The organism is Streptococcus sp. 21.1 (assembly GCF_016648635.1).
Lineage (GTDB): Bacteria > Bacillota > Bacilli > Lactobacillales > Streptococcaceae > Streptococcus.
This window is the reverse complement of sequence record NZ_JACLQL010000005.1, coordinates 49220-74949: the sequence shown is the minus strand read 5'-3', so window position 1 is coordinate 74949 and position 25730 is coordinate 49220. Positions and strand designations below refer to the sequence as shown.

Here is a 25730-nt window from a genome sequence, read left to right as displayed (position 1 = left end):
CTATTGAGGGATGTTGCTGATTCTTTTTATTAGAGTTTCTTTGTATCTATTCCTTATTTAATTAGAAAATAATAAAATAGTTACTGTTCATCGATTGTAGGTGAATACTAATAAAAAAGGGGAGGGACTATGTTCCAAAAAGTTAAAGTATATGTGACAATCTTTGTTTCCTTGCTAGCCATTAGCTTAGGCCTGTCTGTTAAAGCAGGGGCAGCAGAAGACTTGGCTGTGACAAAGACAAGTATTGTTCTAGAAAGTTATGAGTTTGGACCAGCTGTAACCAAAGTCATTTTTGAATTTAATCAGAAGGTCACACCAGAGGTTGTCCACAGCTCAACTCAGGTTACAACAGCAGGGGTCAGTCGTCAGGTAACGAACTCTTATGTTTCTGATGATAAGGGGCATGTGGTCTATTATGACAATAGCAAGTACGTGACGCTTGAATTGAGCCTACCATCTTATAATCGCTACAACATGGGTGGGAATGCTGAACCTATGTATTTTAACCTTTCTACTTGGACCAATCAATGGCTGGAAAGTTATATGGTATCAATGAAAGACTTGTCAGTAGTGGCAGAAGGTAGTAGTCAGTCACAGATGGTTTCATCTGAGCAAGATGCCATCAACAATCGTTTGATGCCAACGACGGAGGTTTTCGGCGATCGAGGACAGGTAGGTAACATGCAGTATGCGGCTTATAGTGCCCAGACTGGTACGGGGAATAGCACAAAACCTTTGATTGTCTGGCTACACGGCATTGGTGAAAGAGGGACAGACATGAATATTCCGCTTCTTTCAAATGACGTCTATGCGCTTGCCCAGCCTGAGATTCAAGGCCATTTCTTAACAACTGGTGATCAGGCGCGTGGGGTTAATGTTCTAGCTGTTCAAACACAGACACCTTGGGGATCGGATAATGCAGCCCAACTCAAAGAGACCATTGATACCTACCTAGCTAATCACCCAGAGGTAGATAAGGGACGAATCTATCTTGCGGGAGTTTCAAATGGTGGTGGTATGGTCTTGACCATGGGAGCAGCCTATCCAGATTATTTTGCAGCTCTTATTCCAATTGCTGCTCCCTTAACTGTTGACCAATCTGGAATTGATAAACTGAAGAACCAGCCTATGTGGTTGATTCACACAAAGGCAGACGCAACAGTACAACCAGAAAATAGTGTCTTGCCTTTATACAAGAGCTTGATTACCTCTGGAGCTACTAACAAGTGGTTCTCATACTTTGAAACAGCGACTGGGACTGATCTTCCTGGCACAGAGTATGATGGTCATTGGGCTTGGATTTATTTCTTCCATGACCAGGTGATTGGCGTTCAGCATCCTGAAAATACGAAAAATTGGGATGGTTACAGTGGTATGGTAGCCACTGATCCAACCAATGGAGGTGGCTCTCGTGCCAGTGTCAATGGACAAACTTATAATAGTATCTTTGACTGGATAAGTGCACAAAGACACTAAGAGTATGATAATTACACTTCCCAAGGGGAATATATCAAGAAGTTGTCTTCAATCGAAAAGGGTTTCAATCGAAATCCTTTTTTGATTGGATTAAGAAAATGGACACTTGTGATTTTCTTAATGAAAGCTTAAGAACATAGGGTTTACCGTGACAAGAGGGCTGAAAAATGCTAAAATATAGGTAATATATTAGAGAAAAAAGGAGCCTTCTTATGAAAGGTATTATTCTTGCAGGCGGTTCAGGGACACGTTTGTATCCATTGACACGTGCTGCATCAAAACAACTGATGCCGATTTACGATAAACCAATGATTTACTATCCACTTTCAACGCTTATGTTGGCTGGTATTAAGGAAATCCTCATCATCTCAACGCCACAGGACCTTCCACGTTTTGAAGAGCTCCTTGGTGATGGTTCTGAGTTCGGTATTTCACTTTCTTATGCAGTACAACCAAGTCCAGATGGATTGGCTCAAGCCTTTATCATTGGTGAAGACTTCATTGGTGACGATAGTGTTGCCCTTGTCCTTGGGGACAATATTTTCCATGGCAATGGTCTCTCTGCCATGCTTCAACGTGCTGAAGCTAAGGAAAAAGGAGCTACAGTCTTTGGTTATCAAGTTAAGGATCCAGAACGTTTTGGTGTTGTTGAATTTGACGACAATATGAATGCCATCTCAATCGAGGAGAAACCTGAGCATCCAAAATCAAACTTTGCTGTAACTGGACTTTATTTCTATGACAATGATGTTGTGGAAATTGCTAAAAATATCAAGCCAAGTCCTCGTGGCGAACTTGAAATCACGGATGTTAACAAGGCTTACTTAGAACGTGGTGACCTCTCTGTTGAACTTATGGGACGTGGCTTTGCTTGGTTGGATACAGGCACTCACGAAAGTCTCTTGCAAGCTGCTCAGTACATTGAAACAGTTCAACGTTTGCAAAATGTTCAAGTGGCTAACCTTGAGGAAATTGCCTATCGCATGGGCTACATTACTAAAGAGCAGGTCCTCGAATTGGCACAACCACTTAAGAAGAATGAATACGGGCAATATTTGCTCCGTTTGATTGGAGAAGCATAATGACTGAACAATTTTTTGGTAAAGAATTAGCTGCACGTAAGATTGAAGCCATCCCAGGTTTACTTGAATTTGATATTCCAGTACATGGAGATAACCGTGGATGGTTCAAGGAAAACTTCCAAAAGGAAAAAATGTTGCCGCTTGGTTTTCCAGAATCATTCTTTGCAGAAGGAAAATTGCAAAACAATGTTTCTTTCTCACGAAAAAATGTTTTACGTGGTTTGCACGCTGAGCCTTGGGATAAATACATCTCAGTAGCAGATGAAGGAAAGGTTCTTGGAACATGGGTTGACCTTCGTGAAGGCGAAACGTTTGGAAATACTTACCAAACAGTCATTGATGCCTCAAAAGGAATCTTTGTTCCTCGTGGTGTTGCCAATGGTTTTCAAGTTTTGTCTGACAAAGTATCCTATAGCTACCTTGTGAACGACTACTGGGCACTTGAGCTTAAACCTAAATACGCCTTTGTCAATTACGCAGACCCAAGCCTTGATATCAAGTGGGAAAACTTGGAAGAAGCAGAAGTCTCAGAAGCAGATAAAAACCACCCATTACTCAAAGACGTCAACCCCCTAAAAGCAGAAGATTTGTAAAAAACATAGCTCTTAAAACAATTAATAAAATCATTATATAGTTTTTAGCTTTGCTATAAACGAGCGAAGCGAGCTATATGCTTAGCTTTCCGCTGTGAGAAAAGCACCTGAACCATTTTGTTTCAGGTGCTCGGAAGTTTTGAGACATTAGGCTCAAAACTTAGTCATGGAACTTCGTAGAAGTTCGCTGACGTCCGTACTCACCTAAGGAAAGCTAAAAAAAAATTGATTTAAGGAACAATCAAAAAAACTATTTGGAGAAAAAATGACTGAATATAAAAACATCATCGTAACCGGTGGAGCAGGTTTCATCGGATCAAACTTCGTACACTATGTCTACAACAACCATCCAGACGTGCATGTGACTGTCCTTGACAAACTCACTTACGCTGGTAACCGTGCTAACATTGAAGAAATCCTTGGTGACCGTGTTGAATTGGTTGTTGGTGATATTGCTGACGCTGAATTGGTCGATAAATTGGCTGCTAAGGCTGATGCTATCGTTCACTACGCGGCTGAAAGTCACAATGATAATTCATTGAACGACCCATCACCATTTATCCACACAAACTTTATTGGTACATACACACTTTTGGAAGCTGCTCGTAAATATGATATTCGTTTCCACCACGTGTCAACAGACGAAGTGTATGGTGACCTTCCATTGCGTGAAGATCTCCCTGGACATGGTGAAGGTCCTGGTGAAAAATTCACAGCAGAAACCAAATACAACCCATCATCACCTTATTCATCAACTAAGGCTGCTTCAGACCTTATTGTTAAGGCATGGGTGCGTTCATTTGGTGTTAAGGCAACTATTTCAAACTGCTCAAACAACTATGGACCATACCAACACATCGAAAAATTCATCCCACGTCAAATCACCAATATCTTGTCAGGGATTAAACCAAAACTTTACGGTGAAGGTAAAAACGTCCGTGACTGGATTCACACTAATGACCACTCAACTGGTGTTTGGGCCATCCTTACTAAGGGCCGTATCGGTGAGACTTACTTGATTGGTGCTGATGGTGAAAAGAATAACAAGGAAGTGCTTGAACTCATCCTTGAAAAAATGGGTCAACCAAAAGATGCTTACGACCGTGTAACAGACCGTGCTGGTCACGATTTGCGTTACGCGATTGATTCAACAAAATTGCGTGAAGAACTTGGTTGGGAACCACAATTCACAAACTTCGAATCAGGTTTGGAAGAAACGATTAGGTGGTATACAGATCACCAAGATTGGTGGAAAGCTGAAAAAGAAGCTGTTGAAGCTAACTACGCTAAGACTCAAGAAGTGCTTAAATAATTGAAAAATCTATCACTTCCAAGCTAGTGATAGATTTTTCTGTTAAGAACTGTTAGGAGAGATGATGAATAGAAAAGAATGGATTGAATATTTTGAAGCGATTAATAATCGTAAGCCCACTATTCAGGAGTGTCAGCAGGCCCTTCTAAATGGTGAATTTGTTATGGAAGGAAAACAAGTTAATTTTTCCAACAATGGAAATTCCGTGACTGCAGGAACCATGCCTTTACCAAATCAAATAGTTAACCAACCTTATGCACAGCAAATGGTCTTTGTTAAGAAGAAAAAGTTTGGGAAGAAGACTTTTATTGGTCTTGGTATTGCTTTATTTCTTATTGTAGCAACAAGTCTTGGCCTCTTTTTGTTTTCTTCCAAAGGAACAAACTTGGGTGGTTTGTGGGTAACTAGTGATAATGCTGGTTTGGTTTATGAGTTAAGTGGGAAAAAGTCAAAACTTGTTGCAGGCCATAGGGAAGAAGAAATCAAAGAAATCTCTATTGGTCAGAAAGTAAGACAGAAGTTTGAAAAAAACTTAGAGGACGTCAGTGATTCAAAACTAAAAACGATTGCTGATTTTGACAAGAAATACCAATTACAGACAAAAGAGATCATCCTGGTAAAGACGGAAGTGTTTGGATACTATAATCTGATTCAGAAAGATGGGACAAACTTAGTTCTAGATTTATTCTTATCAGACCTCCACTACGGATCAAGAAGTACCAAAGATTTAAAAAAGACATGTCTTTTTCATAAGGCAGAGGTTCCAAAAGTTTTTGTTGGGCAATGGAAAAAATTTGATTCTGATGATGATTCAGAAGTAGAAGGGACTATCTCTGAAAATGGGGTTGTTACTACAGATTCTGATGGTAAAGATATCTTAATTGCTAAGCCTTTAAAAGAATATCTGGTGTATCAATCAGGCAGCGTAGATAATGGTAAGGTGCAAAAAGAGTTTGCTAAAATACAGAAGTCTCTTAAGTCACATGGTTATCATGCTAAGAGTGTTAATGACATCTACCACGATGCGAGCAAGTCATACTATTATGTCCTTGTAGATGGTGGTAAGCGCATTATTCTCTTAGAGGATAGCTTTAACCTTCTCTCTTATAAAGGTTATCTTGAAAGAGAAGAAAAGCACTAAACAGGATACCTTTCGCAGATGAATCGTTCTTAAATAATAGTCCAAAGTCTATCATTCCTATGGGAATGATAGACTTTTTTGCTTACACAGACATGTTAACTTAAGACAGGGATACAAACAATGACGTAAATGTTACAAAATTACAAATAATACTTGATTTTTGTAACAAAAAATATATAATAGACATATAGAAAGAGGTTTATGAAAATGAAAAGAAAAGTTATTCGTGTTTGCTCTCTTGTTTTGTTGTCTGTAGCTGTTTCTACAACCCTTGTTGGATGTGGCTCTAAGTCAGAAAAAGACACTGCATCATCATCTACAACGTCAACTTCTAAAGTTGTGAAGTCATCAGCAAAAACAAAAACTTCTGAAAAGAAATCTGCTAAAAAGACTAAGACAGAGGATTCATCTTCAAAGGATTCTCAAGGTCAAGAAGAAGTGAGTGCTCCTGAAGCTAGCTCTTCAAAAAATCAAGCCACAGCAGGAAATAATGCTCAAGCAGGAACAAGTAGTAGCGCTGCTTCTGAGTCAAACAAGTCTAGTCAAGCAACAACTGATACTCAAAGTGACGCTCCTGTCCCAGCAGCATTAGTAGGAACTTGGACAGGTACGAGTCCTCAAGCAACAGACATTAGTTTTACAGTTGATGCTGATGGGAACATCACTTCAAAAGCTAATTTCAATGTCGATTACGAACCCTATCGTCAAAGCTCAACAACTGCAAAAGCTGTTCAAATTTCTGGTAATCTCTACGTTTGGGAAGGTGGCGATTTTTCAACCTTGCTTCCTGGTATTACTGGACTAGGGGGAGCTGGTTTCCAAGCTAAGCCTGGTTTTATTCTTGAAAATGGAACCTACACGCCAGTTCAATTCATTTCAGACTTGGGCCCAACCTTTGATTATAGCAACTACAATGCTTTCCCATTTTCATTAACAAAATAAAGGAAAGAAGCTATTTGGAGAGATGGCTTCTTTTTTCACTTTAAACTCTTATTTTTCAAGGTCTCATTTCTGCTTAAAAAATGGTAGAATAGTTACATGCAAACAAAACCAACGTCAGCCTATGTGCACATTCCGTTTTGCACACAAATTTGTTATTACTGTGACTTTTCCAAGGTCTTTATTAAAAATCAGCCCGTTGATGACTACCTACGGGCTTTGATTCGTGAGTGGGAGCTTTTAGATATCAAGGAGCTACGCACCCTTTATATTGGTGGTGGGACACCGACAGCTATTTCTGCGGGGCAATTGGACTACCTTTTAAGCAATCTTCAGAAAAACTTGGATTTGTCAAAGCTGGAGGAGTTTACCATTGAGGCTAATCCCGGTGATTTGACGGTTGATAAGATTGAAGTGCTCAAAAAATCAGCTGTTAATCGTGTCTCTTTAGGGGTTCAGACCTTTGATGATAAGCACTTGCGTCAAATTGGCCGCAGTCACAATCAAGCACAGATTTACGAAAGTATTGATAGCTTAAAGGCTGCTGGTTTCCATAATATTTCCATTGACCTCATTTATGCGCTACCTGGTCAAACCATGGACCAGGTCAAGGAAAATGTGAGAAAGGCACTGGAACTGGATATTCCACATCTAAGTCTCTACAGTTTGATTTTGGAACATCACACGGTCTTTATGAATAAGATGCGTCGGGGTAAGCTCAATCTCCCAACTGAGGATTTGGAAGCAGAGATGTTTGACTATATTATCCAAGAGTTGGAAAAGAATGGTTTTGAGCATTATGAGATTTCCAATTTTACCAAACCTGGGATGGAGAGTCGTCACAATCTCATGTACTGGAATAATGATGAGTATTATGGTGTTGGTGCTGGAGCCTCTGGTTATGTCAATGGTGTTCGTTATCGCAATAGAGGACCTATCCAGCATTATCTAAAGGCTATAGCTGAGGATGGTCATGCTAGACTCCAGGAGGAGCATCTGACTAAGGCGGAAATGATGGAGGAGGAGTTCTTCCTTGGTTTGCGTAAAAAGTCGGGGGTGTCTATTAAACGTTTTGAAGAGAAGTTTGGCTTATCATTCGCAGATACTTATGGGGATATCGTGAAAAAACTACAGGAAGATGGGCTCTTGGTTAAGGATCCTGAGGTGGTTCGTATGACCAAACGAGGACTCTTTCTGGGAGATAGTGTCGCTGAGCAATTTATCTTGGAGGATTAGATGGGATTAAAATTTAGTATTCCTTACCAGATTCCGTTTTATGAGACGGATATCACGCATCAGGTAAAATTACCACACTTACTGGCTTTTTCATTGCAAGTATCTGGTATGCAGTCAGAGTCTCTGGGTAATACGGATAAGGAAGTTTTTGATAAGTACGGTCTGGTTTGGATTGTGACAGACTATGCTATTGAGATTGACCGTTTGCCTCGCTACAATGAAAAGGTGACGATTACAACGGAAGCCGTTTCCTATAATAAGATTTTTTGTTACCGTAATTTTTACATCACGGATGAGACTGGTCAACAAATCATGCTCTTTAAGACTACTTTTGCTCTTATGGATTATGAAACGCGTAAGGTAGCCGAAGTGCCAGATGAGGTGGTAGCACCTTATGGGGCTGATAAGATTAAAAAGTTGCTTAGAGGGCCTCGTTATAAGGCTTTGGAAAATCCAATTGAGACGCTTTATCGTGTGCGTTATTTTGACCTAGACATGAATGGCCATGTTAATAATAGCAAGTACTTGGAGTGGATGTTGGATGTTTTCGATTTGGACTTTTTGACCAAGTACACACCGGCCCATATTGACCTCAAGTATGTTAAGGAAATTCATCATGGATCAGAAATTTATTCAGGTTACGAGTTTGACCAAGAAAGTTTGAGCAGTCAACACCAGATTTGTGTGGACGGTAATGTTCATGCTCAGGCTATTATCCAATGGAAAGAAATAGGAGACGAGTAGGATGACATATAAAGGTTATTTGATTGATTTAGATGGAACTATTTACAAGGGGAAGGATCGCATTCCTGAGGGAGAAGCCTTCGTTAAGGAGTTGCAGAAGCGTCAGATTCCCTATCTTTTTGTGACTAATAACAGTATGCGTACACCAGAGATGGTCCAAGAGCTTTTGCGTAATCAGTGCGAGTTGGAAACGCCTCTTGAGACCATTTACACAGCTACTTTGGCGACAGTTGACTACATGAACGATATGAATCGTGGCAAGACGGTTTATGTTATCGGTGAGACTGGGCTTAAATCTGCAATTGCGGAAGCGGGATATACGGTAGATGAAGAAAATCCTGCCTATGTTGTGGTGGGCTTGGATCGTGAAGTCACTTATGAAATGTTGGTAAAGGCAACTCTTGCTATCCACAAAGGGGCTATATTTATTGGAACTAACCCAGATTTGAATATCCCAACAGAACGTGGTCTACTTCCAGGTGCTGGTTCCCTCTTGGCCCTTATTGAGGCGGCTACCCGTGTGAAACCAATCATTATCGGTAAGCCTAAAGCTATTATCATGAATAAGGCTCTTGAAATCCTTGGGACAGAACGTAGCCAAACTATCGTGGTTGGTGACAATTACTTGACTGATATTACAGCTGGCATTAAAAATGACTTTCCAACACTTCTTGTGACAACTGGATTTACCAAGGCGGAAGAGGTTGCGAATTTACCAGTAAAACCCGACCATGTACTTTCTAGTCTAGTGGAGTGGGATTTTGATGCGAACTAAAATTGAGGCTGTTCTGACTCCGATTTGGCTCTTGGCCCTGTCTATCCTAGTGACGATTTATCTGGCATGGGGCTTTTATTATTTTGATATTGATTGGATGCATCTTTTGGACTATGTCATTCTTGGCAAGACAGAGCTCTGGCATGATTTCAATATCCTCATGCAGTACCTGACCTTTCCTTGGGTTGGTCATCTGTCCATGCCTGATTTTACATCATCGGAGAGTGGGCTTAAGCATTTTCATGATGTGAAGTGGCTCTTTCATTTGGTACAGGGGCTTGTTATTCTACTAGCTTATCCAACAGTAACTTCTCTTTGGCGTAATGTGAAGAAAGGGACCTTTGGTCTTTACGTTAAACTTTATATGAGTCTAGCACTCCTGCCGGTCCTTATTGGAGTTGTGGGGCTTTTTCTCGGATTTGATGAGTTTTTTACGCTCTTTCATGAAGCCCTCTTTCCTGGGGATAGCAGTTGGCTCTTTAATCCAATGTTGGACCCGATTATCAATGTTTTGCCAGAAGAGTATTTCCTTCAGTGTTTTGTCATTTTCTTTCTTGTCTATGAGGGAATCATGGTGAGTCTGACCTGGTTGGCCCGTAAGCAGCTTAAAATGTATTTGAAAAATAAGGAGTAGTTATGTCTATTCGTGATAACCATTTGCATACCCATCATTCCTATGATTCGGATGCGAACTTTACTGATTATTTGAGGCATTTTGATGGGGAGATTGTAACGACTGAGCATTATGATCTCTCTAATCCTTATACCAAACAGGATGATGTGCCCGAGTATGAGGCCTATAGTCGTGAGATTGAAAGTCTTAACCGTAAGTATGGCAATCGTATTAAACGTGGTATCGAGATTGGTTACTACCAGCCTAGGGAAAGGGATATTTTAGACTTTCTGGATGGTAAGGACTATGATCTCAAACTTTTATCTGTTCACCATAATGGGGTCAATGATTATCTTGATGATGAGGTAGCTGATATGGACAAGGCAAGCATTATTCAAGAGTATCTGGACAAGTTGGAGTACGCTATTGGTCGTGTGGACGCAGATGTTCTGGCCCACTTTGACTATGGTTTTCGCCTGTTTGATGTGACTGTTGATGAGCTAAAAGTCTATGAAGAACAACTCAAACGTATTTTCCAGAAAATGATGGCTAATGATTTGGCTTTTGAGCTGAATGCAAAGAGCATGTACCTTTATCATCATGAAGACCTCTATCGTTATGCCTTGGGGCTTGTTAAGGATCTGGGATGTTGCAAGTATTCTATTGGCTCTGATGGACATAAGTTAGAGCATTTTCGTCTGAACTTTGATAAGATTCAGGTGCTCTTGAGAGAATTTGATATTACTGAAGATATGATTATATAGCGAAGACAGCTTCAACTGAAGCTGTCTTTTTCTTAAGGAAAACTTAAAGGAAAAGCGTGGTTGTGGGATTTATAGAAGATTTTAAGCTTTGCTTGTTATGCTAATTTCAAGCAAAAGAAACTTATGGTTTCTATCTTATCTTTCAAAATTGGAGGTTTTCTATGAAATTTCTCAAAAGGCATGCCTATGCCTTACTCTTTACCCTTTTTCTGATGGGGGCAAATGTCTACTCTCTCCTAAAGGTCTTTGTCATTCCCTCAGCAGTCTCAACGGTTTCAGCCAATACGACTAGCTCAAGCACATCTTCGTCGACAGCATCTACCAGCACTGGTAAGGTGACTAAGACGGATACAACTTACAAAGATGACAATATAGATATCAAAATCACGACGGGTAAAACCAGTGATACCACATACTATGTGGCAGATATCCAACTTTCGAGTGCAGATTACCTTAAAACGGCTTTGGCACAAAACACCTATGGGACCAACATTACTGATACCACTTCAAGTATTGCTCAGCAAAACAATGCTATCTTTGCCATCAATGGTGACTACTATGGGGCAAACCAGTCAGGCTATGTGATTAAAAATGGTCAGGTCTATCGTGATACTGATCGAAACAGTGATTACGAGGACCTTGCCGTTTACTCAGATGGTAGCTTCAAGACCTTTAAGGAGAGCGATACAACGGCTCAAAAATTGGTTGATTCAGGTGTGGTGAATACCTTTGCCTTTGGTCCAACCTTGGTTGAAAATGGCAAGGTAGCTGTATCAGAAAATGAAGAGGTTGGTCAAGCCATGGCTGACAATCCACGTACAGCCATCGGAGTTATCGAAGAAAGTGACGGCAGTGTGCACTATATTGTCATTGTCTCTGATGGTCGTACCAGTGAGTCGTCAGGATTGACTCTTTATGAAATGGCAGAGTTGATGAAATCCTATGGTGTGACGACAGCCTATAACCTTGATGGTGGTGGCTCATCAACCATGTACTTCAATGGTCAAGTCATTAACAAGCCAACCACAAACGGAAATAAAATCTCAGAAAGGGCGGTGAGCGATATTGTTTACATCGGTTACTAAGAAATCAGCTAGCAAACACTTTTTCACCTACATCGGTCTAACCATTTTTAGTCTAGTCTTTACCTTTGTTTATGAACGCTTTTCTTATGGGGAATCATCTATGTTTATGCGCATGATGTTCTTCGCACCATTGGCTGGAGCTTTGATTTATCTGCTAACAGGGATGGGAATGTCTTGGGTGAGAAATCGTGCCTCAAAACTACTCTTTAATTCAGCCATCGCTGTTGTCGCTAGTGCCTGTCTGGTAAAGGGAATTGTCGAGGTTTCAGGACGTACAACTAGTGTAGATATGCCCTATTGGTATGTGGCAGCTGGACTACTTTGTTTGAGTATTATGACAGGATTTATCAGACCTAGAAAATTAGCTTAACCATGAGAGCTTGGAGCTGTGCTTCAGGCTTTTTGTCTTGCTTTGAAAAATTATTTAGGATAAATATACAAATTATAATATGAAGAAATGATTTCAATTTGGGAAAAGTACAAAGAAATTGTCATAAAAAATAACTGAGCAAGATTTTTTGTGATAGGAATTTAGATAGATCGAGATCTTCTGTAGTGATGAAAGTACTTGAAAAAAGTGATGGTTTCCAGTTAAGCTATCACAGTCAGAGGTCTCTTTAGGTATCCACTTGGTTTGTGAAAAGATACCTCATCAACTTTTTATTTATTTGAACTCAATTTCACAGCAGTTTGTTTTGGTTATTAAATATACAAGGAATTCAAGTTTTTATAAAAATATACAAAAAAGACTTGCTTTGTTCTGAATTTTTAGGTAAAATGAACTAAAATCTAAATCGTTGATAGAAAAAGTCAGATCGTTTCACAGAGAATGCGGGAAGCTGAGAACGCATGAGATCAAAGACGACACATTCTTGAGAGCGTATGCGAACTCTGGATGACAGTAGTGTACGACGGGTGGTTCCGTTAGAGACTAGGAGTTACAAGAGAGATTTTGTGACTTCATGAGGAAGAGGGGGCGACCCCTGTTCGAATTAAGGTGGAACCACGTGCCAACGTCCTTGCAAAAGTTATTTTTGCGAGGACGTTTTTTGTTACACTTTTTTTAGAGTGTGTAGCGAGAAGTACACTTGGTCGGAGTTGAACAGAAAGGATAAACTATGGAAATCAAGGGATTACGAAAGATTGAACCCTATGTAGCGGGTAGTCAGCCTGCTGAGAAAAATATCATTAAGTTGAATACTAATGAAAATGCTTATGGACCAAGTCCAGCAGTCCATCAAGCTTTAGCATCCTTTGATGCCCATCAGTTACGCAAGTATTCGACTTTGGATCAAGCGGCTTTACGTCAGGCCTTATCTGAACAGTTAGGTGTTCCTGCCGATCAAGTGATTATTGGAAATGGGTCAGACGATATCTTGTCAATGGCTTTTCTAGCTTTCTTTAATAGTGAGGAAGAAGTCTTGTTTCCAGATTTGACCTATGGTTTTTACAAGGTATGGGCAGATTTGTATCGCATCCCATTTAGAGAAGTGACTTTGAACTCTTCATTTGGGATTGATACTCAAGATTATCTGGTTGAAAATGGTGGGATTGTCCTCACTAACCCAAATGCGCCAACAGGTATTTATAAACCTCTCGATCAAATTGAAGAAATCGTAAAGGCCAACCAGTCGGTAGTTGTGATTATTGACGAAGCCTATATTAACTTTGGTGGGGAGACTGCCTTACCTCTTCTAGAAAAGTATGACAATGTGTTTATCACAAGGACCTTTTCTAAGGACGCCTCACTTGCAGGCTTGCGTGTCGGTTATGGCATAGGAAGTTCTAAACTAATGGCTGTGATCAATGCCGTCAAGAATTCGGTCAACCCCTATAATGTGGATAGCATTGCGGAAGTCTTGGCGACTGCAGCGGTTAAGTCATGGGACTACTATGAGGACACTTGCGCAAAGATTATGGCAACACGTGACTGGTTTAGCCAAGAATTGCAGGCGATTGGTTTTGATATCCTACCTTCAAAAACTAATTTTGTTTTGGTCAAACCTCACGGAGTGACTGCAGGTCAATTGTTTGACTACCTCCAAAGTAAGAAAATTTATGTCCGTTATTTTCCAAAAGTGGAGCGTATTTCAGACAGACTACGCATTTCTATTGGGACGCAGGATGAGATGGAGCGCGTATTAATGACAATACAGGAGTTACAAGCATGAAAAAAACGACATTATCCTTAGGAATGCACGATAAACTTTTTAAACGTGCCCGTACCATGTATCAGATTGAGCATCGTATCTGTGACTTGTTGATGACAAAGGGTTTCCTTCGAATTGAGACACCAACCCTAGAACATTTCGAAGTCTTTAGTGATGTCGTGGACAATGGAAACTATAATTTCTTTGACAAAAATGGAGATCTTGTTAGTTTACGTCCTGATATTACTAGCCAAATTGGGCGTGTGATTGCTTCGACTCAGGTTCATACACCGATTAAATTTTCTTACTCTGGAAAAGTCTTTAACTACAATGAGGAGATGCGTGGCTTGTCCAATGAGCATACGCAGGCTGGTGTGGAAATCATTGGTTTTCCAGTTCATCAGGCATTGGAAGAAGCAATAGCTTCTGCTAAAGAGGCTCTAGATGCTGCAGGGGTCAAGAATTACAAGTTTGAATTTTCACACGCCCGCCTCTTACAACTCATTTTTGAAGAATTAAACCTTCCAGCTGTAAAAGAAGCAGAGTTGGCGGCCTATATCCGTGATAAATCGATTACCGGTCTTAAGGAGTTCACCAAAGAAAATCCAAGTCAATATGACAAGGTCTTGGAGCAGTTACCCTTCTTGTTTGGTGAGACAAATGCTGTCCTGACCAAGGCTAGACAGTTAACAGACAGTGAAGCCTTTTTGACGGCCTTGGATAGTTTGGAAGTTTTAACTAATCGTTTATCAGATAGTCTCCCAGAGACGACGCTTGATTTGGCTCAATTGCCAGCAGTGCCTTACTACACGGGCATGATGTTTAAGGTCTTCGGTGACAAGGTACCAGATGCCTTTGTATCAGGTGGCCGTTACGATAAACTATTTGAACGCTTTGGAGCTACCGAGTTAACAGCGGTTGGCTGGGCCATTGATATCGACTCAGTTTATCAAGCAGTACATGACGATGTGGAATTTGGAGGTGACTTGGATGACTAGCAATCAAATCACAATTGCCTTGACCAAGGGACGTATTGAGAAAGATACGGTTAAATTACTGGAAAAAGCTGGCTTTGATATGTCTTTCATGGCCGATAAAGGACGTAATTTGATTTTCGAGAGTCCTGACAACCGGTTCCGTTTTCTCTTGGTCAAAGCTCCAGATGTGACTACCTATGTTAGACACGGCGTCGCAGATATTGGGATTGTCGGTAAGGATGTTTTGGTCGAACATCCGACAGGCTATTTGGAAATGCTAGACCTTAATTTTGGTCTTTGTAAATTCTCCGTAGCATCAACAGAAGACTATAATCCTGATGACCATAAGCGTAAACGTATTGCGACCAAGTATCCAACCATTGCGACGGATTATTTTAATCAAAAGGGTGAGGATGTTGAGATTATTTCGATTCAAGGGAGTGTAGAGATTGCCCCTGTTATTGGTCTAGCGGATGCCATTGTCGATATTGTGGAGACAGGGAATACCCTTGTTGCTAATGGCTTAAAAGTTTATGAAGATATTTGCAGGATTTCAGCACGAATGATTGTTAATAAGGCTTCTTTGAAAAATAACAAGGAAGTTCTACCATTCATTTGTAAGATTGAATCACTTGTAGGGAACGAGGAGGTACCGTTCGAATGAAACGATTAACTGGAACAAATAAAGAAATTGCGGAGCTTCTTTATCAGGAGCAATTGGAACTGTCAAAAGAAAATAGAGACGTTGAAAGCACGGTTCAAGCCATTATTGAAGACGTTAAAAAACGTGGAGACGAGGCCCTTCGTGACTATTCAGCTAAATTTGATAAGGTTGACTTGACTGATTTTGAAGTTGGACAGGACTTGATTGATCAAGCCTTTAAAGAGATTGATCCAGAGGTTTACCAAGCCCTAGTTAATGCCAAAGAAAACATTGAATCTTATCACAAACATCAGTTGGAGGCTGGTTTTGAGGACCAACCAAGTAAGGGTGTTATTCGTGGTCAATTGATCCGTCCCATCAATCGTGTGGGTGTTTATGTGCCTGGAGGAACTGCGGCTTATCCGTCATCAGTTCTTATGAATGTTATTCCTGCTAAAATTGCTGGGGTTAAAGAGATTATTATGATTACACCGCCACAAGAACACTTTGTTCCTGCAATTCTAGTAGCCGCAAAATTGGCTGGTGTGGATAGCATTTATCAAGTTGGTGGGGCTCAAGGGGTTGCGGCCTTGGCTTTTGGTACAGAAACGATTCCAAAGGTTGACAAGATTACAGGTCCCGGAAATATTTTCGTGGCGACTGCTAAGAAGCAAGTTTACGGTATTGTCGGTATTGATATGATTGCAGGACCATCAGAAATCGGTGTTATTGCTGATAGTAGCGCTAATCCAACCTATGTGGCAGCCGATCTCTTGTCTCAAGCAGAGCACGATACACGTGCACGCGCCATTTTGGTAACAGATTCTCAAGCCTTGGCTGATGCAGTTGAAAGTGAGATTGAACGTCAACTCAAGCTTTTGCCACGTGAGGCGATTGCTCGTCCATCTATCGAAAATAATGGCCGAATTATTATTGCCAATGATACAGATGCTATGTTTGAACTCATGAACTTGGTTGCGCCAGAACATTTGGAAATTGCTATGGACAAGGCCTATGATTATCTCGAAAAAGTGGAGAATGCTGGTTCCGTCTTTCTTGGTCACTTTACCAGTGAACCAATTGGTGACTACTATGCTGGTGCCAATCACGTTCTTCCAACGACTGCAACCAGCCGATTTTCATCAGCTTTAGGTGTGCATGATTTTGTCAAACGTATCCAATATACGCAGTATGACAAAGCAGCAGTCAATAAGGCTCAACACGATATCACAACCTTGGCTTACGCGGAAGGTTTGCAGGCCCACGCTAAGGCTATTGAAGTCAGAAACGACAATAATTGAGAGAGTAGAGGAAGAAGTTATGAGACAAGCAGAAATTGAACGTAATACCTTTGAAACCAAAATTAAGTTAAGCCTCAATTTGGATGCTCAAGAACCAGTAGATATTCAAACAGGTGTCGGATTCTTTGACCACATGTTGACCTTGTTTGCCCGTCACGGCCGTATGTCTTTGGTGGTGAAGGCTGATGGCGACCTTTGGGTTGATAGTCACCACACCGTTGAAGATGTCGGTATTGTCCTTGGTCAAGCTCTTAAAGAGGCCTTGGGCGATAAAGCAGGTATCAACCGTTATGGAACGGCTTTTGTACCTATGGATGAAACCCTCGGAATGGCAAGTTTAGACTTGTCTGGACGTAGCTACTTGGTCTTTGATGCTAGTTTTGATAATCCAAAATTGGGTAATTTTGACACAGAATTGGTAGAAGAATTTTTCCAAGCCTTGGCCTTTAATGTTCAGATGAATCTCCACCTCAAGATTCTCCACGGAAAAAACAATCACCACAAGTCAGAAAGTCTCTTCAAGGCAACAGGACGTGCCTTGCGTGAGGCTATCACAGTTAATCCTGATATTCATGGTGTAAACTCAACAAAGGGGATGCTATGATTATCGTCATTGATTACGATGCGGGGAATACCGCCAATGTTTTGCGTGCCCTTGAAAAGATCGGTGTGACTGCAGAATTGTCTGCCGATAAAGAAAAAATCCTAGCTGCAGATGGTTTGATTTTGCCTGGTGTGGGTGCTTATCCAACAGCCATGGCAGAGCTTGAGCGAAGAGGCTTGGTAGCTGTTATCAAAGAGGCCGTAGCAAAGGGAGTTCCTCTTTTGGGAATTTGCTTAGGCATGCAGATATTAACGGAAAAAGGACTGGAACATGAGGAAACAAATGGTCTTGGTTTTATTCCAGGTGTTTGCCGTACTATTCCAGCCAGCAAGAAGCAACCTGTCCCACATATGGGGTGGAATGATTTGGCTGTTAAGCAAGCCAGCCCTTTGACAGATGGTTTAGACGGCCAAGCTGTCTACTTCGTTCACAGTTATTTCACGGATATCCCTAACCAATACATTGATGTTACCGCAGATTATAGTATCGAGGTGCCAGCCATGATTCATAAAGACAATGTTTATGGAGCTCAATTTCATCCCGAAAAATCGGGGGATATTGGTTTAGGTATTCTTGAAAAGTTTGCAGGTTTATGTAAAGCCTAGAAGCTAGTGAGAACAAAGACATTTTAGTTAGAAAGGATGGTAGGGGAGATGCAAATTCTACCAGCAATTGATATAAAGGATGGACAGGCTGTTCGTCTCTTCAAAGGAGATTTCAACCAACAAACCGTTGTTAATCCAGACGTTATTGAGCAAGCAAAGACCTTTAAGGATGCGGGCATTCAATTTATTCACGTCGTGGACTTGGACGGTGCCCTTGATGGTCGTGCCACTAACCGTGACTTGATTGCAGAGGTCAAGAAGGTTTCTGGACTTGGCATCGAAGTTGGTGGCGGTATCCGTACCGTGGAGCAGATTCGTGATTATTTGGCAGTTGGCATCGACCGTATCATTATCGGTTCAATGGCCGTTAAAAATCCTGACTTCGTTAGAGCAGCTTTAGAGGAATTTGGTGCTGATAAGATTGTCGTGGGTATTGATGCCAAGGCAGGTCTAGTCGCTACTGAAGGCTGGTTGGAAACCAGCAATGTGGACTATATTACCTTGGCCAAGGAAATGGAAAAGATGGGCGTAACCCTCTTTGTCTATACTGATGTTGATCGAGATGGCACACTGACAGGACCCAATCTTGATCACTACAAACGTTTGGTATCTGAACTCACAACCGCCAAAGTCATCGCTTCCGGTGGGATTGCAGAAGTAGCCGACTTAGATCACCTACAAGAGATTGGTGTGGCAGGAACCATTGTCGGTAAAGCTTACTATAACGGTAATATCACATTAGACCAACTCAAGTCTTTCGGAGGTTAAGATGCTTAAAAAACGTATTATTCCCTGTTTGGATGTCAAGGATGGCCGTGTCGTCAAGGGGGTTAATTTTGTGAATCTGACAGATGTTGGAGATCCTGTTGATTCTGCGCGTGCCTATTATGAGGCTGGTTGTGACGAACTTGTTTTCTTGGACATCACAGCGACTTCAGACAATCGTGAAACAACGGTTGACATGGTGCGCCGTGTTGCCGACCAGGTCTTTATTCCTTTCACGGTTGGTGGTGGTATCCGTTCAGTTGAAGACATGAACAAGATGCTCAAAGCCGGTGCTGACAAGGTTGCGGTCAATTCCTCAGCCCTTGCCAACCCTCAACTAATCGCTGATTGTGCTCAAAAATTTGGCAATCAGTGTGTGGTCGCTGCGATTGATGCTAAAAAGATGTCTGATGAGAGCTGGCATGTTTTTGTGGCAGGTGGCCGTAAGGATACAGGTAGGTACCTCATCCAATGGGCTCAAGAAGTCGTCGCCTTGGGGGCTGGAGAAATTCTCTTAACCAGCATGGACAAGGACGGCACTAAGTCTGGTTTTGATTTGGAAATGCTAAATCGTGTGGCGGAAGTCGTTGATGTTCCGATCATCGCTTCTGGTGGCGCGGGAAATATTGAGGACATTGTAGAGGTCTTTGAAAAGACAACAGCAACGGGTGCACTGGCAGCCTCTATCTTCCACTTTGGTGAGGTAAATATAGGCGAAACCAAACAAGTCTTGGCAAATGCAGGAATTGAGGTGAGACGATGACAGAGGTTAAACTTGATTTTGATAAACAAGGGGGACTTGTACCAGTCATTGTGACCGATTACAAGACGGGGCAGGTGCTCATGTTGGCCTATATGAATGAGGTGTCCTATCAGTTGACCCTAGAGACCAAACAAATGCATTACTGGAGCCGTTCTAGAAATGAGCTTTGGCATAAGGGAGCCACATCTGGTCATTTCCAACATGTTAAAAGCATCAAGACTGATTGTGATCAGGACACCCTGCTTATCGCCGTGAAACAAGAAGGAGCAGCCTGTCATACAGGAACCTACAGCTGTTTCTTTACGGATATATATGATGACAGACAAGACAGATAGGAGGAGCTATGTTAGAAACACTTTATAAGGAAGCCTTAGATCGTAAAAAGAATCCCAAAGAAGGGTCTTATACCAATTACCTTTTTGACAAGGGGCTAGACAAGATTCTTAAAAAGGTTGGCGAAGAAGCGACAGAAGTTGTGATTGGGGCCAAAAATGCTGATAAAGAAGAAATTGCCAACGAGACAGCAGACGTCCTCTATCACCTAGCAGTCATGCTCGTTGAAACAGGAGTTAGCCCTGAAGACGTGGAAGCTGTTCTTAAAGCACGTCAAGGCAAACAAAGCAATGTCCATGACCGAAAAGAAGTAACAGATTATTAAGGATTATCTCAACCGATTTGAACTAAGATGAAAAGCCTGAAGTGATGATTAATTTCAGGCTTTTTTGCTATGAGGAATTTTAATTATTTTGTTCCTCTAACTACCATGAGAAAGCGCTTTAAAATGCTATGATAGGAGTGAAGGAAGCTCGTTTTATTTGAAGGATTTGGTGTGCTTATTTATACAAATCATTGAGGAAAGGAAGGATGTACTATGAAGAAAAATACTCCTAATATTTTAAAGCTTTCTTGCTTAGCTATTCTCCTCCTCTGTTCTATTCTTTTAGTTGGTTGTAAAGTTGTACTGCCAAATTCTTACTTCAAGGCTAGGGAAAAAACGCAAAAGATCTTGGCTCATAATGGTTTTAAGGGAAAGGTCCAAGTTAAGCTTATCAAAAAGGTGTTTCTAGATTCAGATGGTATTTATGTCGATTATACCTATTCAGAGGACACCTACGATAATCAAACCATATCATTAGATTCACAAATTACTTTTAACCTGGACTGGACAGTTAATGGTGAAGAATATGTGACCCCAAGTCATTACTGGGAAAGCTACTTACAACAAAAATCTGTAAAAAAAGAAGAGCAGAAACTCTTTAAGGAACTTAAAAAGCAATCGTTAGGCCTTGATATCGAAGAATTCTCCTTCAGCGATAATACTACGATTGATCAAGAGGCTGGTAATCGTAAAAAGCATTTAGCTGAGGAAAACCGTAAAAACGGGAAGGGTGATTTTTATGGGTATTATCAAATTCCCTACCAAACAATGATTGAAGAACACCTTGTTACTATGAGAATAGAAGTAGGCGATACAGAAAATACTAGTAAGAAAGATTTAGAAGAGGCCGCAACTAAACTGGATGCTAGCAAGCTACCTGACGGAGAGTACGAATTTTATTTTTTCACAACTGATGAAGAAAATTCCGCTTATTATGACAATTCCGAATATATTGGCTATACCTTTAACATACAAGATGGTAAGGTTATCCAAGATGAAGATGATTAGAAAGTATTTTGATTTTCATCGATAAGCTAGACTGCCATACTAGGCCGTTAAAAGTGGGGGGTACAGCTAAGTGAAAACACTAACCTCAAAACATGCAAAGACATCTCCGAAATAAGTCGGAGATGTCTTTTTGTCTTACAAATTCTTTTTCTTTTTAGCTTTTTTGGTTAGGGAAAGGTCACAATTTTCAATGCTTGAGATAAGATGATTCGTCAATTGGAAGTCATCCACTTGAGGATTTAAGTCCACTTCGTAGACCAGTTGCATGATTTCACCTCCACCTGTGGTATTAAGGGAAATCAGGTCGCATTCACTTGTGAAATTGAGCAAGGCTTTAGTGATTTTTTGATCGATCAAGTCTTGGTAGGAGACGTTAATGGTCAGGAGTCTACGACGTTGGTTGTCGGTACGACTTTGACGATTTTCCAAAAGAAGCCAAACAGCTAGAAGGAAAATGGTAAAGAGGACAGCCAGTAAGAGATAGCCTGTCCCAGATGCCAGACCAATAATCATGGCCATAAAGACAGCGATTAGTTCTCTAGAACCGCTGGTGGCAGAACGAAAACGAATGAGACTAAAGGTCCCTGCCACGGCAATAGAGGTCCCCAAACTACCATTGACTAGGAAGATAACTAGGGTCATCAAACATGGAAGTAGGGTCAAACTGATGACAAATTCTCTGGTGTAGAGGGTCCGGTATTTGTAAGTCCAGGTTAGAGCCAAGCCTAAAACAAGGCTGACCAGTAAGGTCAGCATGAGTTGAAGAGGACTGGCAGTTGCAGTCGCATCATTAAAGATAGAATTGAAGAGATTAGACATAGGCAGTAGCTCCTTTTTCTTGAACAGGATGTGGCCCGTAGTCTAGACCTTGAGACTTATGATAGGCACAGCTGTATTTTGAGAATTTCTGCTCTTCCAAACCATGTTTGTCTAAGATAGCTTGAATCCAGTCTGGCTTTTTGCCAGGTGCCTTGATTTCCATGATAATCGTATCTTCATCAAGAAGCGGAAACCCATGATTTCCCTTGAAGAGACTGACGTCTTCATCACGGTAAGTCAGATTTTGGTCTAGGGTCACACGAACTTTATTGTAGGCATAGCCTTGGATAGTCTCTTTTTCTTTCATTGAAAAACGGTCGTAGTAGATATACATACGTGGTTTGAGACCTTCATCATAACGCTGACGTAAGTGGTGAATATCCTGTAACAGCTGACGATCGGTGATTTGGCTATGATTCTTACCCTCTGTCATCAAGTTAGTGATGGCAAGCGGTGTTGAAACGAGGCGAAACTTATGGCCGACTCCCTCCTCATCTTTGGCTTTGACCTCTAGAAAAACCTTACTATCAATTTTGGGATTGGCTAGGTAGGTACGCATGCGGATTTTCTCTTGACGGTGATTACCATCTAAGGCATCTTGGATGACGTCAAAATTATCCGTATCAAAGTAAATATTTGAAATGGTAGATGTCGGATAATCATCCTCTACCAAATACTCCTTAAGATCAGCGAGCAGGTCTTCAAGATTGTCCTTTGAGACCACATATTTTGTTTCAATACGTTTAAAACGTGTTTCCAATTGTTTAACCATGAAAAAACTCCTTTTATAGATAAGATACAAAGCCGTAAAACAACTCCTATGAAAATAGGGAATCTGTTGCAGGAACATCTATTCCCAAACAGTCGACTTATTGTTTTAATTCTTTTTTATAATAGAAAAGTTGATCGCAAATGTACTATTTCTATAAAGCACTTACTTGCTCGTCTACTAGTCTATGGGATTTTTCTGAAAGTTTTCCTAAGCTAAACTTTCACCAATCTTAACTTAAGAAAAGTTTTAGCTAACCTTCAGAAATGTTTTAGCTAAGTCCCGTAAACTGTAATCATCAAAACGAACCCGAGAGGAAAAATATATGAAATCAAAAAAACTAAAAAAATGGACGACTTTAGTAACCTGTGCGACAGCCCTAACAGTCATGACAGCTTGTATCCAATCAAACAGTCAAGCAACGGGGACGACGTCAAGCACGACATCAAAAACAAGTGCAGTAACCGCAACAACTAGTAAGAAAACGACTAATAACAACAGCAACTATTTTACTTCAAAAGATTCAGACACAACTTATGATGAAAGTTCTGCCTCTAAGATTAAGTTATCAGGCTCATCTGCGGATGTTTCAGGTGATGGCGTAACGGTATCATATTCAACCGTAACCATCTCCAAAGCTGGGACTTACGTCATTTCTGGAAAATCTGATGGTGTGCAAATCAAGGTGGACGCTGGTGATTCAGACGATGTCCATATTGTTCTAGATGGTGCAACTATGACCAACACCAATGCCCCAATTACTGCGACAAGTGCTGGTCATGTCTACCTAACGCTTAAACATGGAACCACTAGCACCCTCTCTGATTCAAGTTCTAATAGTGATGAAGATGCGGATGCCGTGATTTTCTCTAAGGGAGATTTGACCATTAATGGGTCAGGTACTCTAAACATTGATGCCAAGAAAAACAATGGTATTAAAGCAAATGACAGTCTTCATATGAATGGCGGTACCTACAAGATTACTTCAGTCGGTGATGCCTTCAATGTCAATGATGAACTTAATATCACAGGAACAACCATGACCATTGAAGCGGAAGAAGATGGCGTTAAGGTCGACAATGATGACGACACATCAGTAGGGACCATGTATCTGTCTGATAATACCATGACTATCAAGGCTGGTGACGACGGTATTCATGCCTCAGGTGACCTGATTATTGATAGTGGTACTTACAAGGTTGAAAAATCAACTGAAGGTATCCAAGGTAAATCTGTGACCATCAATGGTGGAAATATCGATGTCTATGCAACGGATGATGGTGTTAACGCGGCCAATGCTAATGCCAGTCAAAGTGAGATTTTCTTCAAGATGACCGGTGGAACCCTAAATGTTGAGGTTGGCGAGGGCGATACAGACCCAATCGATTCTAACGGCGATATTATTGTATCGGGTGGAACCATCAATTTGACTGGTCAGTCTGGCTTTGACTTCGATGGTTCAGCGACCTATACCGGTGGTGACATTACTATCAATGGTGAAAAACAAACTAAGATTGAAAACTCAATGCCTGGTGGCGGTGGCCCTCAAGGTGATGGTGGTCCCCAAGGTGGTGGGCAACCAGGTGGCTTTGGAGGAGGTCACTAAAGAGTCATAGGATGAAATAGAAAGGAAGTGCCTATGTATATTATTATTCCAGCTTATGAACCAGACAAACGCTTGATTCAGGTGGTTCAAGATATTACCATAAAACTCCCTAAAGCCCGTATTATTGTTGTTAATGATGGGAGTGGCCCACGCTATAACGACTATTACGACGAAACGGCTTTTATTGGAGCGACTGTCCTAACTCATCCAATTAATAAAGGAAAGGGAGCTGCTCTCAAGACTGCTTTCGCTTATATTCAAGAAGAAGTGGTTAGCCAACATCTGTCAGCTCAACCTATAGTCACAGTTGACAGTGATGGCCAGCATCTGATTAAGGATATTGTCCGTGTAGCTAGGGCAACCGAGGAAAATCCAAGCCATCTTATCTTGGGTGCGCGTGCCTTTGTTGGTAAGGTACCGGCGCGTAGCCGCTTTGGAAATAAGGTGACTGCTGGGCTCTTTCGTCTAGTAACTGGCCAGAAAGTCACAGATACTCAGACGGGTCTTCGAGGCATGTCAACCGACCTGATTCCATGGCTTCTTAATCTGGATGGCAATCGTTTTGAGTATGAGTTTAATATGTTGCTTGAAGCCAAAAAGTCAGGCCACCAAATCTCTGAAGTCCCTATCGAGACCGTTTATCTGGAGGAGAATAAAAGCTCGCACTTTCGGCCCATTCGTGATTCCATCCGTATTTACAGCCCTTTTTTAAAGTTCTCTGGCACGGCCGTCTTGGCCTCAGTCATTGATGCAACAGCCTTATTTGTGCTCTTTGCCTTGACGAAAAATCTCCTCCTTTCGGTCGTGCTAGCTCGTGTGATTTCGGCTTCCAGCCAGTGTTTTCTGAACGCTAATGTGGTCTTTAATCCGACAAGCTCCCTCTTTAGGTCAAGTGTTCGCTACTTTATGTTAGTCCTGGTCCTCTTGGCTTGTAACTATTTCTTACTTAGTAGTCTAGTTGCTATTGGTTTAGGACTAGTTGTGGCAAAATTGGTCACAGAAACCTTGCTCTTTTTAGTCAGCTACAGGGTCCAACATAACGTCGTTTTTGCTTAATAGCTGACTTGAAAATCGCTAAGTGATTGAATAGAGATAGCTTATTCACCTCTCGATTACTTCTAAAAATTTTCCTAAAAAATAGAAAAAACTACCGTTTTCGACATTCGGTAGTTTTTAATATTTATCGAAATGTTGTTCAATTTACATTATGATTAAAAAGTTAAAAGGGCTGATAAAGTTTCCAAATGCTTAAAAAAAATATGCTATAATGAAATTGTTTGAATTATGTAGATTTTTATTCAA

28 protein-coding genes are annotated in these 25730 nt (G+C 41.0%); 26 read left to right on the top strand and 2 right to left on the bottom strand.

Annotation, left to right across the window (positions count from 1 at the left end; translation table 11 throughout):
- Positions 1-129: 129 nt before the first annotated feature.
- The 24 genes from H7U01_RS05205 (at position 130) to H7U01_RS05090 (ending at position 21234) form a co-directional block, all read left to right on the top strand.
- Complete coding sequence (locus tag H7U01_RS05205) at positions 130-1476, top strand: acyl-CoA thioester hydrolase/BAAT C-terminal domain-containing protein (RefSeq protein WP_064524692.1); 1347 nt, start codon at positions 130-132, stop codon at positions 1474-1476.
- Between the two features lie 212 nt (positions 1477-1688).
- Positions 1689-2558 (top strand): glucose-1-phosphate thymidylyltransferase RfbA, encoded by an 870-nt coding sequence (rfbA, locus tag H7U01_RS05200; RefSeq protein WP_002883992.1) that lies wholly within the window; start codon positions 1689-1691, stop codon positions 2556-2558.
- Complete coding sequence (locus H7U01_RS05195) at positions 2558-3151, top strand: dTDP-4-dehydrorhamnose 3,5-epimerase family protein (RefSeq protein ID WP_201041234.1); 594 nt, start codon at positions 2558-2560, stop codon at positions 3149-3151. The genes rfbA and H7U01_RS05195 overlap by 1 nt, the downstream gene beginning before the upstream one ends.
- 265 nt (positions 3152-3416) lie before the next feature.
- Positions 3417-4463, top strand: coding sequence for a dTDP-glucose 4,6-dehydratase (gene rfbB / locus H7U01_RS05190; protein ID WP_037601000.1), 1047 nt, complete (start codon positions 3417-3419; stop codon positions 4461-4463).
- Positions 4464-4527: 64 nt separating this feature from the next.
- Complete coding sequence (locus H7U01_RS05185; protein WP_201041233.1) at positions 4528-5604, top strand: hypothetical protein; 1077 nt, start codon at positions 4528-4530, stop codon at positions 5602-5604.
- Between the two features lie 201 nt (positions 5605-5805).
- Positions 5806-6546: a hypothetical protein gene (locus H7U01_RS05180; protein WP_201041232.1), complete on the top strand. Its 741-nt coding sequence runs from the start codon at positions 5806-5808 to the stop codon at positions 6544-6546.
- Positions 6547-6642: 96 nt separating this feature from the next.
- Positions 6643-7779, top strand: a complete 1137-nt coding sequence (gene hemW, locus H7U01_RS05175) for a radical SAM family heme chaperone HemW (protein WP_073689305.1) — start codon at positions 6643-6645, stop codon at positions 7777-7779.
- Positions 7780-8523 carry an acyl-ACP thioesterase domain-containing protein gene (locus tag H7U01_RS05170; protein WP_201041231.1) on the top strand — a complete coding sequence of 248 codons (744 nt, stop codon included), beginning with the start codon at positions 7780-7782 and terminating at the stop codon, positions 8521-8523.
- Between the two features lies 1 nt (position 8524).
- Positions 8525-9298 (top strand): TIGR01457 family HAD-type hydrolase, encoded by a 774-nt coding sequence (locus H7U01_RS05165; protein WP_201041230.1) that lies wholly within the window; start codon positions 8525-8527, stop codon positions 9296-9298.
- Positions 9288-9932, top strand: a complete 645-nt coding sequence (locus tag H7U01_RS05160; protein WP_201041229.1) for a TIGR01906 family membrane protein — start codon at positions 9288-9290, stop codon at positions 9930-9932. Before H7U01_RS05165 ends, H7U01_RS05160 begins: the two co-directional genes overlap by 11 nt.
- A gap of 8 nt (positions 9933-9940) precedes the next feature.
- Positions 9941-10675: a PHP domain-containing protein gene (locus tag H7U01_RS05155; protein ID WP_201041254.1), complete on the top strand. Its 735-nt coding sequence runs from the start codon at positions 9941-9943 to the stop codon at positions 10673-10675.
- Between the two features lie 161 nt (positions 10676-10836).
- Positions 10837-11760 (top strand): phosphodiester glycosidase family protein, encoded by a 924-nt coding sequence (locus H7U01_RS05150; protein ID WP_156685429.1) that lies wholly within the window; start codon positions 10837-10839, stop codon positions 11758-11760.
- Positions 11741-12130, top strand: a complete 390-nt coding sequence (locus H7U01_RS05145) for a hypothetical protein (RefSeq protein ID WP_156685428.1) — start codon at positions 11741-11743, stop codon at positions 12128-12130. The genes H7U01_RS05150 and H7U01_RS05145 overlap by 20 nt, the downstream gene beginning before the upstream one ends.
- Before the next feature lie 748 nt (positions 12131-12878).
- The gene (gene hisC, locus H7U01_RS05140) at positions 12879-13931 is read left to right on the top strand and encodes a histidinol-phosphate transaminase (protein WP_201041228.1); all 1053 of its coding nucleotides are present in this window, start codon (positions 12879-12881) and stop codon (positions 13929-13931) included.
- The gene (locus tag H7U01_RS05135) at positions 13928-14908 is read left to right on the top strand and encodes an ATP phosphoribosyltransferase regulatory subunit (RefSeq protein WP_201041227.1); all 981 of its coding nucleotides are present in this window, start codon (positions 13928-13930) and stop codon (positions 14906-14908) included. The genes hisC and H7U01_RS05135 overlap by 4 nt, the downstream gene beginning before the upstream one ends.
- Positions 14901-15551: an ATP phosphoribosyltransferase gene (gene hisG / locus H7U01_RS05130; RefSeq protein WP_060972722.1), complete on the top strand. Its 651-nt coding sequence runs from the start codon at positions 14901-14903 to the stop codon at positions 15549-15551. The genes H7U01_RS05135 and hisG overlap by 8 nt, the downstream gene beginning before the upstream one ends.
- Entirely contained in the window at positions 15548-16831 is a 1284-nt protein-coding gene (hisD, locus tag H7U01_RS05125) for a histidinol dehydrogenase (protein ID WP_201041226.1), read from the top strand. Before hisG ends, hisD begins: the two co-directional genes overlap by 4 nt.
- A 19-nt stretch (positions 16832-16850) precedes the next feature.
- Positions 16851-17435, top strand: a complete 585-nt coding sequence (gene hisB, locus H7U01_RS05120) for an imidazoleglycerol-phosphate dehydratase HisB (RefSeq protein ID WP_008534357.1) — start codon at positions 16851-16853, stop codon at positions 17433-17435.
- A complete protein-coding gene (hisH, locus tag H7U01_RS05115) occupies positions 17432-18040 on the top strand; it encodes an imidazole glycerol phosphate synthase subunit HisH (RefSeq protein ID WP_201041225.1) in 609 nt (202 codons plus the stop codon). The genes hisB and hisH overlap by 4 nt, the downstream gene beginning before the upstream one ends.
- A 48-nt stretch (positions 18041-18088) precedes the next feature.
- A complete protein-coding gene (hisA, locus tag H7U01_RS05110) occupies positions 18089-18808 on the top strand; it encodes a 1-(5-phosphoribosyl)-5-[(5-phosphoribosylamino)methylideneamino]imidazole-4-carboxamide isomerase (protein WP_073689297.1) in 720 nt (239 codons plus the stop codon).
- 1 nt (position 18809) lies between these two features.
- Positions 18810-19568, top strand: coding sequence for an imidazole glycerol phosphate synthase subunit HisF (gene hisF, locus H7U01_RS05105; RefSeq protein WP_201041224.1), 759 nt, complete (start codon positions 18810-18812; stop codon positions 19566-19568).
- Positions 19565-19903 carry a phosphoribosyl-AMP cyclohydrolase gene (hisI, locus tag H7U01_RS05100; RefSeq protein WP_073689295.1) on the top strand — a complete coding sequence of 113 codons (339 nt, stop codon included), beginning with the start codon at positions 19565-19567 and terminating at the stop codon, positions 19901-19903. Before hisF ends, hisI begins: the two co-directional genes overlap by 4 nt.
- Before the next feature lie 8 nt (positions 19904-19911).
- Positions 19912-20226: a phosphoribosyl-ATP diphosphatase gene (gene hisE, locus H7U01_RS05095; RefSeq protein WP_002884043.1), complete on the top strand. Its 315-nt coding sequence runs from the start codon at positions 19912-19914 to the stop codon at positions 20224-20226.
- A gap of 213 nt (positions 20227-20439) precedes the next feature.
- Positions 20440-21234, top strand: a complete 795-nt coding sequence (locus tag H7U01_RS05090; RefSeq protein ID WP_201041223.1) for a hypothetical protein — start codon at positions 20440-20442, stop codon at positions 21232-21234.
- Between the two features lie 135 nt (positions 21235-21369).
- Here H7U01_RS05090 and H7U01_RS05085 read toward each other — a convergent pair whose 3' ends face one another.
- Entirely contained in the window at positions 21370-22053 is a 684-nt protein-coding gene (locus H7U01_RS05085) for a DUF4956 domain-containing protein (RefSeq protein WP_201041222.1), read from the bottom strand.
- Positions 22046-22825 (bottom strand): polyphosphate polymerase domain-containing protein, encoded by a 780-nt coding sequence (locus H7U01_RS05080; protein WP_201041221.1) that lies wholly within the window; start codon positions 22823-22825, stop codon positions 22046-22048. Before H7U01_RS05080 ends, H7U01_RS05085 begins: the two co-directional genes overlap by 8 nt.
- 322 nt (positions 22826-23147) lie before the next feature.
- Between H7U01_RS05080 and H7U01_RS05075 the strand changes: the two genes are divergently transcribed.
- Both H7U01_RS05075 and H7U01_RS05070 read left to right on the top strand, forming a co-directional pair.
- Positions 23148-24428, top strand: coding sequence for a carbohydrate-binding domain-containing protein (locus H7U01_RS05075; RefSeq protein WP_201041220.1), 1281 nt, complete (start codon positions 23148-23150; stop codon positions 24426-24428).
- Positions 24429-24461: 33 nt separating this feature from the next.
- Positions 24462-25484: a glycosyltransferase gene (locus tag H7U01_RS05070; RefSeq protein WP_201041219.1), complete on the top strand. Its 1023-nt coding sequence runs from the start codon at positions 24462-24464 to the stop codon at positions 25482-25484.
- The last annotated feature ends 246 nt before the right edge of the window (positions 25485-25730 follow it).